Here is a 14,456-nt window from a genome sequence, read left to right as displayed (position 1 = left end):
TTCTAATTATATAGAAAAAGGGGCTGAAAAATATTTTTCAGCCCCTTTTTCTATATAACCCACAGCTAACGAAGAAGATCTTTCGCTATCACTCAGGATGTCAAAAAATTATTCCCCTCTTGAGTTCAAAACAAGCAGTGCTTGTTCTGGCGAAGAAAGATACAGCTTATACATATCAGCAGTTTGGCCAACATGTATTTCGGCAACATCATTGGTTAATCCGTCCAGTAACTCTTCAGCCACTTGTGATGGAGGGATGCCGTTATGGCCACCAATTTCTGTAGAAAAATCAGTATCAACCAATGGCGGCATCAGTTCAAATACTTTAACGCCGGTATCTTTAAGCGCATAACGTAATGAGCGGGTGTATGAGTGCAGGGCAGCTTTACTTGCAGCATAAGTTGGTAATGAAGCACCCGGTGCAAATACCACGATAGAGGTTACGTTAACTATAACAGCTTCTTTTTGTGCTCTTAACACAGGCAACAATTTCTCTGTCAGGCGGATAATAGCTAAATAGTTAGTCAGTATCTCATCGCTGGCAATATCAAAGGCATTAGCATTATCGGTAAGTTGATATACAACAGCACGGCCTGCGTTATTGATCAGCACATCCAACTGAGGGAAATTTTGATTGATATAATCTACCAGTTTAAGGGTATCAGCTTCGCTGCTCACATCACCAACGAAATAACTTACGCCTTCAATTTTTGCGGCTGCGGCTTTCAAACGGTTCTCATCGCGACCGGTGATAATTACTTTGTTGCCTTTTGAGGTTAACAGTTTTGCGGTTTCAAATCCAATACCGGCACTACCGCCAATAATCAGGACTGTTTTATTCGAAATATTCATTTTGCTTGATTTTTTATTTGTGTTTATAGATATAAATTGAACGTTAATGGTCGGATACTACCACACCTGCCGGTAGCTTTTTAGTGCGTTTCATTACGAATAATAAAAGTGGCAGCGCCAGCGCAAAAAGTAGCCCTATGAGAAAATAAGAATCAATATAACTCATTAAAGTTGATTGCTTTACGATAGCGAGATCAATTATTTTCATGGCCTTTAATTTAGCATCGAACAGGCCTATCCCCTTTTGCTGAAAGTAGTGCGTGTATGAAACTATCCGCTCGGCTGTGGGTGCATTATCGTTGGTTACATGACTAATCAGATCAACCCTGTGCGAAGCCGTTCTGCGGGCCGAATAAGTGTTAATGATAGAGATACCGAACGAACCTCCCAGCTGGCGCATCATGTTGTTGAGTGCTGTTCCCTGTGGCATTTCCTGTGGTTTCAGGGACGATACGGCCAGCGTGCTCAGCGGCACGGTTAACAAGGCCATCCCCAAAGCCCGGAATATCAATTTCAGCGTAATATACCGTGCAGATGTATCAAGGCTGATCTGCGACATGGACCAGTTAAAGTAGATGAAGCATAGAAAGCCCACAAAGATGATCAGCACCGGCGATACACCACTTTGCAATAATTTACCCGATACAATCAACGCAAATACGGCCAATACAGCGCCGGGCAATAGTAATACACCCGTTTCTGAAGGGCTAAAGCCCAAGAGCCTTTGCGCAATAACCGGTGTCAGGAATATAGAGGTAAACATGCCCATCCCGGTAATAAAAGTGAGTATGGCTGCTATACTGAGCGATTTGCTTTTCAACACCTTAAGATCAACCACAGGATAATCAATACTGAGTTCCCTGAGCATGAAGGCCGTTAAGCTGATTACAGATGTGATGGTAAGTACAAGGATATAAGTAGCTGCAAACCAATCGTCGGTCTGCCCGCGTTCTAATACAGTTTGCAGAGAACCTATGCCGACGATGAGGAAAATGATTCCCCACCAGTCTACTTTGCTGGTTTTATTCCTGATGGCCAGCTCCGGCAGTAAAAAGTAACAAGAAATCGCCGCCGCAATACCAATGGGTACATTAATATAAAAGATCCAGGGCCATGAGTAATTTTCGGTGATGTAACCACCCAAAGTTGGGCCAATGGTTGGGCCGATAAATACCCCGATACCAAATAAAGCGCTTGCTGTACCCAGTTTTTCTTTAGGGAACATCTCATAAACCACTGATGCCGAAACCGATAGCAACGCACCTCCTCCCATTCCCTGCCAGAACCTAAAGAACACCAGCATCCAGATACTGGTAGCCTGCCCGCACATGAGCGAACAAAATACGAACACAATGATAGAACCAATATAATATTTACGGCGGCCCAGTCGGTTGCTCAAAAAGCTCGTCATCGGGATAATAATTACATTGGCAATGGCATAAGAGGTAATTACCCATGATGTATCCTCTAAAGTTGACCCCAGGTTACCGCTCATGTAATTGAGTGCCACGTTTACAATGGAGGTATCTATCAGCTCCATAATGGCTGCGAGGATAACCGTAAGGATAAGTAGTTGACGTTTTAAGGGGCTCATATATTTTATACCAATCGGTATATTTTAACTTGTGACGATATTATTTATCTGTGATTTAACGATGCAATATTAATACATAAAATATACCGAATGGTATTTTTTATGTCAAAAAAAGCGTTACGCTTTTAACTGATTAACCAGCATTTCTACTGTCTTTAGTATGGTATCCAGATTGGTTTGGCTGTTGGTTACTTTGGCAATCATAATGCCGCCTTCTATCAGGGCAATCATGGATAAGGCGGTTTGATTGGTATCGATCCCCGGTTTAAACTCGCCCGCTGCAATACCACCTTCTATCAGGTCTGTTATTCTTTTTTTCCAGCTTAATAACGCTTTAGCTGCACGCTCTTTTAATAACGGATTGGTATCATCAGCCTCAATTGCAGTATTTAACATGGGGCACCCACCCTTTGGAAATATATTACGAGAGTACTGATCGTAAACCTGGGCATAAACCATCAGTTTATCGTGGTAAGTTTTGGCTTTATTAATATATTGGCTGATAGCCTGTGAAACTTTACCATGATTATAATCGAATACTGCCAGGGCAACTTCTTCTTTGTTTTCGAAATTACCGTAGATGCTGCCTTTGGTTAAACCGGTAGCGTCGGTAATGTCCGACATAGATGTACCCGCGTAACCCTTCATATTGAAAATACCCGATGTAGTTTCAATAATAAACTGGCGTGTACGTTCTGCTTTGGGTAGTTTAGTTTCCATACCACAAATATACCACTTGGTATTTATTAACCAATAATTATTATTCTATCTGACATTTACTTTGCAAACGCTCGAGCCATTGCATTCAACTGAGCTACAGAACTTGTCGTCTCACCATCCTCAATCACAATCCTGTACCGAAACGTAACCGATTCTCCTTTATTTAAATGCAGGTTTTTAGTCGATTTTCCATTTGTAAAGATCTTTTCGCCCAGTGGATTGGCTGCAAACAATCCATAACCACGCGCGTGCCAGAAGGTTGGATAATTAGGGTTCTTCGGATGATCGATAATAGCAATACTCACCGAATCGCTTCCCATTTTGCCGTATACTTTGCACCAAACGCCGCGTGTACTCCAGGCATCATTACCTTGCTTGCCTTCGCTGGTTAGGTAGTTGCCGTTGGCTATATGGTCGTCGCCTGCTTTAACTACCGTTACGTTGCCTTTGTTATCTGTAAACTTTTGGTCTTCTGTAGCCGGGATCTGTAGTTCATGAGCCAACCGCAGGCCGAGCATGCCATCCTTGGCATCAGTAAACAAACATTCTTTAACAGCCTTTAAGGTAGTTACCCTATCTATAATCCGCTGATGTGCTGTACCGCTAAATTGAAAATGAGTGGTTTCTTCCATCTGAACTTCATTATGCTGATTTACCCAATTGGCGTGGTAGCCTAATTTACCGGTGGTTCCGCTTACTGTTTCAAGGATCTTATCAGTCTTAATCCAACCATATAAATGCTTCTTATCTGCCGGGATAGCGTACGAGTTATTCCAGAAATCAAGCCCGTTCAAATTCTCATAATTAAACCAGATACCGATGTGATGCGGGTGATCTGTAGGCTCGCCAGCTTTGGGGTTGAGCGGAAAACCACGGGTAACAATCGTCCCGTTAGCAGCATGTACCGGGTACAAGACTGGTTTCTCTAAACTATCAGGGTACAAAAAACTGGTAAATGGTTTACCACCGATAGAAATATTCACCTCGCTTTTACCAACAGGCCTTAAAACACTCACCCGTTCTTTTTGCTGCGCGAAAAGAGCGAGAGGTATAGTTGACAATAATATAATCAATTGTAGTTTCATTGGTCAAGTTTAGAAATATACGCCCGTTCTAACACCATCCGCCCGTTCAAGCGTCCACGCTTGAACATATCTTTTATAGTGAGCGTCCACGCTCCTGGTTAAAAGTTATAAAGTAAGCGTGGACGCTTACTCTAAAACAAGTTCAAGCGTGGACGCTTGAACGGGCAATTTTATCTCATATCTCAAATCTAATATCTCACATCTAAGATTTAAATACTTTTCCATTAACCATCACCTCTTGTGTATGCTCATCAAAAGTTGCCCTGGTGCCTGTATGTGAGGCCGCCGTCGTCATGATGTTGGCGATGGAGTGCGCATAACCCACCTCAACCGGCGCGTGTGGCTGTTTACGGCTGCGTACACATTCCATCCAGTTGCGCACGTGATTCGATGTAAGTATATCGCCTCCTGTATTGGCTGCCACCTCTACTTTACCGGTATTAGCTAAATCAAGTTCGGGCAGCAGGTTAGGTTTCAGGTTCATGGCAGCGGCCATTTTTTCGGTTAACCCTCCTCTTGGCGAAACTTTATTAGTATTCAGGTTTAATTCACCGCCATTACTGTAATAGATCTCGGCCGGGTTCTCATCCCCATTTCCCATTCGCGAAGCAAACGTAACCTGGAAACCATTTGATGGGTCGTCCTGTGGGCCATAGTCAAACACCGCTGTTATGGTATCCCAGTTTTTGCGGCCATCTTTCCAGGTATAAATACCGCCATTGGCAACCACGCTGCGCGGATGTTTTAAGCCGCTAAACCAGTGTACGGTATCGATCTGGTGGCTCATCCACTGGCCGGGCAAACCTGATGAATATGGCCAGAACAAACGGTATTCCAAATATTTTCTCGGGTCGAAGGCTTCATAAGGGCGATTAATGAGGAAGCGTTTCCAGTCGGTATCCTGTTCTTTTAGCAGCGCTACTAACTCCGGCCTACGCCAGCGGCCCGGCTGGTTTACGTTCCAGGTCAACTCAACCATGGTTATCGGCCCAAACTTACCCGATTTAATAAACTCATCGGCAGCCATATAATTAGCCCCGCTCCTGCGCTGTGAACCAATTTGTACAATGCGGCTGCTTTCCTTAACTGCTTTCAAAGCTGCACGGTTATCTTCCATGCTCTCGGCAAAAGGCTTTTCTACATAGGCATCGCAGCCAGCCTTAACGGCTTCGATGGTATGCTGGGCGTGCTGAAAATCGGCAGTGCTGATAAACACTGCATCAACCAGTTTTTTGCTGTATAGCTCATCGTTATTGCGGCAGGCTACAATATCATGTCCCATTTTATCTTTCCAGATAGCAACACCTTCGTCGCGTCGGCGGTTCCAGAGGTCGGATACGGCTACCACATCAAAGTTGAGTTCTTTATAACAGTTCATAAAGCTGGGCAGATGCGAGTTTCTGTGGCGGTCTGAAAAGCCGACAACCCCGATCCGTACCCGATCATTTGAACCCATAATACGGCGATAGCTTTGTGCCGACCATGATACTTTTGAAGCCATAACACCAGCCCCTAACAGAGCGCTTTGTTTTATAAATTGACGACGTGAGTTTTCCATAGCTTACAATTCTTTAATTTTAATACTGCGAAACGATACTTGGTTGCCATGATCCTGCAACAGCAAATGCCCTTTTGGCGCCATACCGAAGTTAGGCCATACCACATACTTGCTAATCTTAACAGCATCCAAAAACTCCTGTGAGCCGCGTAGATACTCTAAGACTTTAACGCCGTTTAAATAGTGTACCACGCGGTTATCGGGGTAAACTACAATGCGGCCATTATTCCAGGCACCAATCGGACGGATAAAACGCTTTTGTTTATTGGCCGGGAAAAGATCATATAGCGAAGCCAACGTGCGGTCGCCATTGCGGCCAAGCTTGGCATCGGGATGCAGCTCATCATCCAGTACCTGGTACTCGAGGCCAATATTAGAGCCATCAGTTTTCTCTGCAAGGGTTACAAAGTATTTTACGCCACTGTTGGCACCGGGCGTGAGTTTAAATTCGAACGATAGATCAAAGGCTGCATATTCTTTCGGGGTTACAATATCGCCGCCGTTTTGCGATTCTTTGCCTTCTGAGGATAGCACGGTCATGGTGCCATCGTTAACTGTCCAGCCCTTGGCCGGGAATGCATCGCCCTTACCACTTACCCAGCCTTGTGAGGTTTTGCCATCGAACAACAGGTTCCAGCCATTTTTTTCTTCATAACTGTTTAAGTGATTGGGCACATAGTTAACCACATAGATACCTGCCGGAAAAGCCGCAGGTTTAAGATTGGTAGTTTGGATCTTGATGTTCTTGAAATAAACATTTTTGCCGGCTTCTTCTGGCTTGCTTACGGCATGTACCTGCAGGCCAATAAAGCCTTTATAATCTACCGTATCAACCACATAAGCCACAGGGATATTATTAACCCAGGTTTTGGTTTCGTTGCCGATGCATTCTATTTTAATGTGATTATACTCGCCCAGCTTAAAGGCAGTTTTAGCTTCTGGGTGCAGGTCGAGTGGGTAAAGCCAATCGCGGCGGGCTTCGTCATAAATACCACCCGACCATGCCCGGTCAGACGGATCAATCTCTACCTGCCTGCCATAAACCCGGTTAGCGTGCCCAGGAGTATTAAAATGGCTGCGCGTTTGGATGCCCGAATTACTGGTGGCGTTATCCACCTTAACATCAAGCTCCAGAACAAAATCGTTATACTCCTTCTCGGTTACCAGAAATGTATTGCCAGAGTTGGCTACCGTTGTACCTACAATAGCGCCATTGGCTACCTTATAGGTTGCGGTGCCGGCTACACGTTTCCAACCTTTCAGGGTTTTACCATCAAATAAATTATGCCAGTTATTGGCTGTTTGGGCAAGCAAAGCGCAGGGCTTCGCCATTGAAAGTAAAGTTAGCAGGGCGGCCAACCTTACAAATTGGTTTCTTCTCATAAGTAAAGGTTTTGCTAAAAGTAGTAATACTTTAACAATAAAGAAACCTCAAAAGTGTTGTGTAAATAGTTTGTTGCAGGCGCGATCTGCTTACCTCCTGGTAGAGATTTCAACAATCTCTTTAATCTTATCATCCAGCTCGTTAACGGCTTTTTCCATCATCACAAGTTCGTGTTTGGTTGCTTTATAGCCCACGTATTTAAACAAGTGCATAAAACCGAGGATAGAAGCTACCGGCCTTCGTAATTCGTGCGATTGGATATGTGCAATAGTGCTTAACGAACTGTTTTGCTCCAGTATTTTTTTCTCATTGTGCTTACGCTCGGTAATATCTGTGGCATTGTATGATATACCGACAATTTCGCCTGCATTGTTGTAGCCAGGCTCAAAAGTTACATACCACCAGATTGTTTTTTCGGCATACTCAACTTCCCGCTCGTATTTAACAGGTATGCCGCTCAAGGCCTTTTCATAATCCTGTATAAAATCCTCCAGGTAAGCCTCGTGCAAAATTTTGTCGACAGTTATGCCAGGATAAAGGGTAACATGATGATGCCGTTCAATAAACTCGGCCATGTTACGGTTAAACACAATTACCTCCAGCTCCTTCCCGATCAGTAAATGGCAGGAAGCCGAACTCTCGAAAAACGACCGCAGCTTAATTTCGGTTTCCTTAGCAGTATGGTGCTGTGCTTTAATAACCCGCAGGCTGTAATCAAATTCGATAAGATGCAAAATACGTTTTACCAGTATTTTAATTACCTGTTTTTGTCCCTTGGTTAATTTTTGCGGATGATGGTCCATCAGCAATATATTACCCGCGTAATGGCCGTCGTGCGTAATGAGGGGGACACTGGCATAAAATTTTATTTTATGCTTTTGGATGATAAAGGGCTGGTATTTAGAGAACTTCCCGGTATCAATATTTTCAATGATCAGATTTTTATCCTGCCTGATGAGATGCTGGTATAGTGGATCATCAACAATCTGTTTATGGGCCTTGCGCGGAAATTTTTTATTAGTGATCTGCTTATCATACCCAGCAATACGGATCATTGCAAACGGTACCGAAAATAACGACGTTGCCAGATCAGCAAGTTCTTTTAGCTCACTTTCTTTATCAACAGTGAGGTCTAAGAACCGGGTTGCGGTTAATAATTTATCGCTTTGTGGCACAGGCATTAAGTATGTATACGTAAATAAAGTGTACCCGGAGTTAATTTTTGTGCCAAATGTTTAAATTGTTACATAAGTTACATTAAAAAATTAAAAATCATTCAGCGCCAAGCAGGTGAATGTCTTTCGAGTCGATAATTTGCTTGTCATAACCATCGGCAGTAACATTAATCATTGCTAATCCCAATTCCTTCAGTGTACAGAATCCATTGGGAAAAATCGCCCTCCCAATTGGGTATAACCAATTGATATACTTATAAAAGGCATGCGCATTTTTTAAGCCTGGTGTAGGTTTAATAAAGCCGGGCCTGAATGCAAATACCTGTTTAAAGGGTAGTTTCATCAAATCATTTTCGGTTTTACCTTTTACACGTGCCCACATGCTGCTACCTTTTTCGGTACTATCGGTACCTCCACCAGATACATAGCAGAATGTCATATCATAACCGGTTTTACTTAAAATTTCGGCCAGGTGCATGGTGAGTGTATAGGTAAGCTTAAAATATTCAGGTTCTTTTTTGCCCACCGAAGTTACACCGAGGCAAAAGTAACAGGCATTATAGCCCACCAACTCATGGGCTATAGGTGATAGGTCATAAAAATCGGCATGGATAATTTCCTTTAACTTGGGATGAATGAGGCCAAGCGGTTTGCGGTTAATAATCAACACTTCTTCTACCTGTGGATGCTGCAAACATTCGTGCAATACCCCCTCGCCTACCATACCGGTTGTGCCGGTAATTATTGCCCTTATTTTATGCTCTGTATTTTTTGCCATATACGCTTTAAGCTATTTTACTTTCTTACCCGTACCCACCCAAAACAGGGCATCAAGTATTAATTTACTTTCTTCGGGGCTATCAAAGGTATGCGAAAGATCTTTGTTAGTATGATGTTCGTAATCAATATCGTTGTGCCCCATGTTAAAATACACCATTTTGTAGTTTTTGTTAGTCCACACTACCGGATAATATCCACTATGCCATATTTCGCTTTGTTTAGGGCCTGTTCCTAACGGAAAGCTTGCCGAATCAATAGCCAGCAAAATGCGGATGTTGGGATTCTGGCGAAGATCTTTTTCCCAGCGGTACCACTCATTGGGTGACGCCTTAAAGGTATGCGGCGTATTTTTAGTAACCGGGTGATCTTTATCTTCAACCCGTAAAATAGCCGAAGTTGGCCGCCAGGTATTGCTCCCGTACTGGCCCGATCCCAAAAACTCGTTATGATACCAATCCCAATTTTGCGGATAGGTAGATGGCGTTAATGCAAAGGCCGAAAAATGGAAGCCCATCCAGCCGCCACCGTTCTCCATATATTTCTGAAAAGCCTCACGTTGGGCGGGATCATCAGGGCGGGTATCTAAAAATAGTACCACCTGGTAATGCGATAAATATTCGGCGTTAAGGTTGCTCCAGTTACTGGTAGAGTCGTAGGCAAACTTATACTTTTCGGCCATCTGCGGAAACCACTTATTGGCTTCATGTACAAAACTGATATGCGCCTGATCATTTTTAGCGGTATAAAACGCAATTACCCTAAACTTTGGTTTACTATTTTGAGCAAAAAGCACAACGGGTAAAAATAGCGCGATACAAAGCACAGCCAGCCTGATTAAGGCCTTAGATGGATTGTTTAACATATTGATTGTAGATTGTTAGGTTATTGATTGGGATAAAGCTAAGTTATTTTTCAGTAAAACAAACAAGTTTGCGCTCGGCAAAATCTTACAATAGGATCTCTTTTAGTAAACAAATGCCTACATCAGCAGTTACTATTTATAAGGAGACCAAACCAATGAAAACTGAATTAAATAAGAGTAAACCTGCTAATGCTAAAAGCAAAACCAAAATTGAGACCGATTTGCCCTTGAGCGAAAAAGACGAAGTAAAAAAAGCGGAAGAAAAGATGCGCCAATCTACCAGGGGCACTAAGAAAGCTTAAAAACATCTTTCAGCGCACGCTTAGCTGCATGGTAGCCACACATACCATGTACACCACCACCCGGCGGGGTTGATGCAGAACAGATGTACAGCCCCCTGGCTGAGGTACGATAAGGCGAAAATCTTAAGGCCGGACGAGTAAATAATTGTGTTATATTTTGAATTCCTCCATTTATATCGCCGCCAAAATAATTGGGGTTATAGGTTTCCATCTGTTTCGAATCCATGGTATGCCTGCCAATAATTCGTTCGCGAAAACCAGGAGCAAAACGTTCTACCTGTTTTTCGATAACATTAGTCATGTCAACAGTCGATGCGTTTGGTACATGGCAATAGCCCCAGGCTGAGTGTTTGCCTTCTGGTGCACGGGTATCATCAAATAAACTTTGTTGTGCCAGCAAAACAAAAGGCTTATCGCTGATTCGTCCTTCCCATGCGGCTTGTTCACTTGCTGCAACTTCGGCATAAGTACCACCAATATGTACTGTACCTGCCTGGCGGCAGGCTTCGGCAGTAAAAGGGATTGGCTCGGCCAGTGCCCAATCTACCTTATAAACGCCCATGCCATATTTGTAGCGTTCCAGTTGCCATTTGTAAATTGATGAGAAACTATGTCCCGCTATCTGTAGCAATTGCCGCGGACCAACATCAAACAATACTGCATGGCTCGATGGTAATTGCTGAAGCGAAGTAACCATTGTACCGGTCTCAATTTTCCCTCCTAGTGCTATAAAATGTGCAGCCAGGGCATCTGCAATTTGTTGCGAGCCCCCTTTGGGTATGGGCCAGCCTTTATAGTGTGCAGCTAATAATAAAACCAACGCTATAGCAGCCGTTACCGGTTTATGGAGTGGTTGCATACCGTGTGCAGCCATCCCAGCCCATAACGCTTTAGCTTCCTCCGTCTCAAAATATTGCTTCGCGATACTTTCGGCAGAACGCAACGCTTTTATACCGAAACCAGCCATCTTTAACGGATGAGCCGGCCATTGTAATGGAGCCAGAACATCGGGCAAAATATCCGGCCAGGATGTTAAAAGTGGTTGTATTAATTTTTGGTAAGCCGATGCATCAGCCCCCAAACCTGTGGCTGTAGCCAGTAATGAATTTTGCAGAACAGCGGCCGCACTATCATCAAACGGATGCGCAGCTGCATTGGGCGAATAAATAAACTCCAGACCATACTTTTTTAACGGCAAATTTTTAAAAAAGGGAGAACTTACCGCCAGCGGATGAATAGCCGAACATACATCATGCTTAAAACCGGGCAAGGTTAATTCGGCTGTGCGCAGGCCGCCGCCTATGGTATCCTTGGCTTCTATCAACAAAACAGATAGCCCTGCCTGTTGCATAGTAATAGCAGCAGCAAGCCCGTTTGGCCCCGAGCCAACTACAACGGCATCATAATCGCGCTTGGTCAATTAGTTAAGGTTTATTAAGCGGCTAATATAGCAAATCGGCATTTAGTTGTGTGATGCCACACCCCAATAACAACCGTTGCGGATTTGCTTCAGCGCCGCCGAATCAACTTTATCTAACACATCATATTGGCCGGCCTTGTTTGCATTATACAATTTAGCGTCTTCGTTATTATAAATATAGGAGCCAATCTTGCTTTTGGTTTTATCCTTCTTCTCGTTCACAGCAACCTCAATACCGTTGGTTATTTTACCGCCATTGCTCCGCATTTTAGGTTCTGCAGCTTTTACCCAATTAATGGTGTACGAAATACTGGCAGCCGGCTTACCTGCTGTAAGGCTTTTAAAATGATCGCTGGCCTGTATGTTTTGCAGCAATAGTTTGGTACAGGGATCGGATATGGTTGCCGTTCCGTAATTTTTCTGTGGGTTATTAATTACGCTGTCTTTTTTATCATTAACTGTTACCGTGGTTTTGGTAATATTTTTTGATATGGGTTTGGGGTTATTACCGCAACTTGCAACCACCGCTGCTGCAAATAATAGTAAGGTAAAGCTATGTATGTTCTTCATCATTATTGGTTTATGATTATACATACGGGGATAAAAATTGTGTTGTGAGATTGTGATGGATTGTGCGATTCCCGTCTCAAGAGGTGTGCAGGTTTGTGGGCTTCTTTATATTTTTTATCGCAGATGACACACCCCTGCACTCGCACTATCCATCGCGGCCCCTCTCAAGAGGGGAAGTAAAAAAAGCTTGTAAAATTCTAACCGCATGCAGCGTCGTTCATCAATAAACCCGATCGCAGTGTAAAAACCACAGCGTGTGTTGGGCTCGTGATGCGGTAAAGCGAGGATTTGGAACGAAGAGCGGGAACAACCATTGATAGTTGCACTGTGATTGCTTTACTAATTTTAGAGAGGAATAACTTTATTAGAAAGACACAAAATATTGTGCCTCTACAATGTACTAAATACATGTGCCGCAAGCCTAATACCTATAATCATTTAAAGATCATAAATCAGTCCACACAGAAACATTAGCCGACTAATCCGGTTTTTGGTATTAAACATTCCTTTAAAAAAATTTAAGCAACATTATTGTAAAATTGCAATCTATTGCATCAGCTCTGCAAATATTTTATTAATTATGCAAACCGATTGAATGTACATGCAACGTTCAAATATAAAATGAGTACCCAAACATCTATAAAACAAGAAGCTGACGTAGTATTAATTGGTGCAGGCATCATGAGCGCAACTTTAGGCGCTATGCTTAAAACCCTGCAACCCGACCTTACCATCGAAATTTTTGAACGGTTGGACGTTATTGCTGCCGAAAGTTCGGACGCGATGAATAACGCAGGTACAGGTCACTCTGCTTTTTGCGAATTAAATTATACGCCACAGCTTCAGGACGGAACGGTTGATATTTCGAAGGCGATTAAAATTGCCGACCAGTTTGAGATCTCGAAAGAATTTTGGTCGTATTTGGTTGAGAACGGTTTGATAAAATCTGCCGAGTCTTTCATCAGCACCGTACCGCACATGAGTTTTGTTTGGGGCGATGAAAATGTTGATTATCTTAAAAAACGCCATGAAGCCTTAACCAAGAACCACTTGTTTAAAGGCATGGAATACAGTGAGGATAAAGCCCTACTGCAACAATGGGTTCCCCTGGTAATGGAAGGCCGCGACCCTAACGAAAAGGTATCAGCCACTAAAATGGATTTGGGTACCGATGTTAACTTTGGCTCATTAACCAACAGCTTATTCAATTATTTGAAACTGCAAACCGGTGTAAACATGCACCTGCAGCACGATGTTACCGATATTAAACGTAAAGGCAGCAATTGGGTAGTTAAAGTTAAAGACCTTGCAAACGGTGGCAGCCGCAAAATAACCACCAAATTTGTATTTGTTGGTGCGGGTGGCGGCGCATTGCACCTGCTGCAAAAATCGGGCATACCAGAAAGCAAAGGCTTCGGTGGTTTCCCGGTAAGCGGGCAATGGCTGGTTTGTAAAGATCAAACTATTATTAAACGCCACCAGGCTAAAGTATACGGCAAGGCATCGGTAGGTTCGCCGCCAATGTCTGTACCTCACCTGGATACCCGGATGATTAACGGAACTAAAGCTCTGTTATTTGGGCCCTACGCTGGTTTCTCAACCCGTTTCCTGAAAAAAGGATCGCTATTAGATCTTTTTACTTCTATCAAATTAAACAATATTCGCCCGCTGTTGGCAGCTGGTATCGATAATATCCCGCTTACCCGTTATTTGATCAGCCAGGTTTTACAATCGCAGGAAGATCGTTTAACCGCGCTTCGCGACTACTACCCCAACGCCAAGTCTGAAGACTGGGACCTGGAAATTGCCGGCCAGCGTGTGCAGGTAATCAAAAAAGACCCACGCCGCGGTGGTGTGCTCGAATTTGGTACCGAAGTAGTTACCGCTGCCGATGGTAGCATAGCTGCATTGCTGGGTGCTTCGCCAGGTGCTTCTACCTCCGTACCTATTATGATCCAACTGATTGAACGTTGCTTCAAAGCCCAAGCCCAAACATCGGATTGGCAAGCCAAGCTGAAGACAATGATCCCATCTTATGGCCAGTCATTATCTAAAAATGCTGAATTGGCTAATGCTACTAGAGAGAGGACGAGTAAGGTTTTGAAATTAGTATAACGCGTAATTGCGAGGTACGAAGCAATCTCAGACCTATTA

The 14,456-nt window shown here is 43.4% G+C and carries 13 protein-coding genes; 2 read left to right on the top strand and 11 right to left on the bottom strand.

The genetic code is table 11. The features are described from left to right. Positions 1–108: 108 nt before the first annotated feature. The 9 genes from PQO05_RS12580 to PQO05_RS12540 all read right to left on the bottom strand — a co-directional run bounded on the left by PQO05_RS12580 (position 109) and on the right by PQO05_RS12540 (position 10,010). The gene (locus PQO05_RS12580; protein ID WP_273633268.1) at positions 109–852 is read right to left on the bottom strand and encodes an SDR family oxidoreductase; all 744 of its coding nucleotides are present in this window, start codon (positions 850–852) and stop codon (positions 109–111) included. Between the two features lie 43 nt (positions 853–895). Then, positions 896–2,446 carry a DHA2 family efflux MFS transporter permease subunit gene (locus tag PQO05_RS12575; protein ID WP_273633267.1) on the bottom strand — a complete coding sequence of 517 codons (1,551 nt, stop codon included), beginning with the start codon at positions 2,444–2,446 and terminating at the stop codon, positions 896–898. A 117-nt stretch (positions 2,447–2,563) separates the two neighbouring features. Then, entirely contained in the window at positions 2,564–3,166 is a 603-nt protein-coding gene (locus PQO05_RS12570) for a TetR/AcrR family transcriptional regulator (RefSeq protein WP_273633266.1), read from the bottom strand. A gap of 56 nt (positions 3,167–3,222) precedes the next feature. Beyond that, positions 3,223–4,251, bottom strand: a complete 1,029-nt coding sequence (locus PQO05_RS12565) for a DUF6807 domain-containing protein (RefSeq protein WP_273633265.1) — start codon at positions 4,249–4,251, stop codon at positions 3,223–3,225. Positions 4,252–4,453: 202 nt separating this feature from the next. Then, positions 4,454–5,809, bottom strand: a complete 1,356-nt coding sequence (locus PQO05_RS12560) for a Gfo/Idh/MocA family protein (protein WP_273633264.1) — start codon at positions 5,807–5,809, stop codon at positions 4,454–4,456. Between the two features lie 3 nt (positions 5,810–5,812). After that, on the bottom strand, positions 5,813–7,192 hold the full coding sequence (locus PQO05_RS12555) for a 3-keto-disaccharide hydrolase (RefSeq protein ID WP_273633263.1): 1,380 nt from the start codon (positions 7,190–7,192) through the stop codon (positions 5,813–5,815). Between the two features lie 90 nt (positions 7,193–7,282). Then, entirely contained in the window at positions 7,283–8,374 is a 1,092-nt protein-coding gene (locus PQO05_RS12550) for a PAS domain S-box protein (protein ID WP_273633262.1), read from the bottom strand. Positions 8,375–8,465: 91 nt separating this feature from the next. Beyond that, the gene (locus PQO05_RS12545; RefSeq protein ID WP_273633261.1) at positions 8,466–9,146 is read right to left on the bottom strand and encodes an NAD-dependent epimerase/dehydratase family protein; all 681 of its coding nucleotides are present in this window, start codon (positions 9,144–9,146) and stop codon (positions 8,466–8,468) included. A 12-nt stretch (positions 9,147–9,158) separates the two neighbouring features. After that, positions 9,159–10,010 (bottom strand): ThuA domain-containing protein, encoded by an 852-nt coding sequence (locus tag PQO05_RS12540; RefSeq protein WP_273633260.1) that lies wholly within the window; start codon positions 10,008–10,010, stop codon positions 9,159–9,161. Positions 10,011–10,165: 155 nt separating this feature from the next. On the opposite strand from PQO05_RS12540, the gene PQO05_RS12535 reads away from it, so the two are divergent. After that, positions 10,166–10,312 (top strand): hypothetical protein, encoded by a 147-nt coding sequence (locus tag PQO05_RS12535; protein ID WP_273633259.1) that lies wholly within the window; start codon positions 10,166–10,168, stop codon positions 10,310–10,312. On the opposite strand, the gene PQO05_RS12530 is transcribed toward PQO05_RS12535, so the two are convergent. After that, positions 10,299–11,732, bottom strand: coding sequence for a phytoene desaturase family protein (locus PQO05_RS12530; protein ID WP_273633258.1), 1,434 nt, complete (start codon positions 11,730–11,732; stop codon positions 10,299–10,301). The two genes, PQO05_RS12535 and PQO05_RS12530, sit on opposite strands and share 14 nt — an antisense overlap. 42 nt (positions 11,733–11,774) lie before the next feature. Further along, positions 11,775–12,305 (bottom strand): hypothetical protein, encoded by a 531-nt coding sequence (locus PQO05_RS12525; RefSeq protein ID WP_273633257.1) that lies wholly within the window; start codon positions 12,303–12,305, stop codon positions 11,775–11,777. Positions 12,306–12,923: 618 nt separating this feature from the next. Between PQO05_RS12525 and PQO05_RS12520 the strand changes: the two genes are divergently transcribed. Next, positions 12,924–14,417, top strand: a complete 1,494-nt coding sequence (locus PQO05_RS12520; RefSeq protein ID WP_273633256.1) for a malate:quinone oxidoreductase — start codon at positions 12,924–12,926, stop codon at positions 14,415–14,417. Positions 14,418–14,456: the final 39 nt, after the last annotated feature.

Source organism: Mucilaginibacter jinjuensis (assembly GCF_028596025.1).
Lineage (GTDB): Bacteria > Bacteroidota > Bacteroidia > Sphingobacteriales > Sphingobacteriaceae > Mucilaginibacter > Mucilaginibacter jinjuensis.
The sequence above is the reverse complement of the archived record's forward strand: the minus strand, read 5'-3'. Positions and strand labels throughout refer to the sequence as shown.

Excerpts from the sequence above, each read along its gene's own strand:
- PQO05_RS12580 (WP_273633268.1), bottom strand. The coding sequence starts at position 852 with ATGAATATTTCGAATAAAACAGTCCTGATTATTGGCGGTAGTGCCGGT.
- PQO05_RS12575 (WP_273633267.1), bottom strand. The coding sequence starts at position 2,446 with ATGAGCCCCTTAAAACGTCAACTACTTATCCTTACGGTTATCCTCGCA.
- PQO05_RS12570 (WP_273633266.1), bottom strand. The coding sequence starts at position 3,166 with ATGGAAACTAAACTACCCAAAGCAGAACGTACACGCCAGTTTATTATT.
- PQO05_RS12565 (WP_273633265.1), bottom strand. The coding sequence starts at position 4,251 with ATGAAACTACAATTGATTATATTATTGTCAACTATACCTCTCGCTCTT.
- PQO05_RS12560 (WP_273633264.1), bottom strand. The coding sequence starts at position 5,809 with ATGGAAAACTCACGTCGTCAATTTATAAAACAAAGCGCTCTGTTAGGG.
- PQO05_RS12555 (WP_273633263.1), bottom strand. The coding sequence starts at position 7,192 with ATGAGAAGAAACCAATTTGTAAGGTTGGCCGCCCTGCTAACTTTACTT.
- PQO05_RS12550 (WP_273633262.1), bottom strand. The coding sequence starts at position 8,374 with ATGCCTGTGCCACAAAGCGATAAATTATTAACCGCAACCCGGTTCTTA.
- PQO05_RS12545 (WP_273633261.1), bottom strand. The coding sequence starts at position 9,146 with ATGGCAAAAAATACAGAGCATAAAATAAGGGCAATAATTACCGGCACA.
- PQO05_RS12540 (WP_273633260.1), bottom strand. The coding sequence starts at position 10,010 with ATGTTAAACAATCCATCTAAGGCCTTAATCAGGCTGGCTGTGCTTTGT.
- PQO05_RS12535 (WP_273633259.1), top strand. The coding sequence starts at position 10,166 with ATGAAAACTGAATTAAATAAGAGTAAACCTGCTAATGCTAAAAGCAAA.
- PQO05_RS12525 (WP_273633257.1), bottom strand. The coding sequence starts at position 12,305 with ATGATGAAGAACATACATAGCTTTACCTTACTATTATTTGCAGCAGCG.
- PQO05_RS12520 (WP_273633256.1), top strand. The coding sequence starts at position 12,924 with ATGAGTACCCAAACATCTATAAAACAAGAAGCTGACGTAGTATTAATT.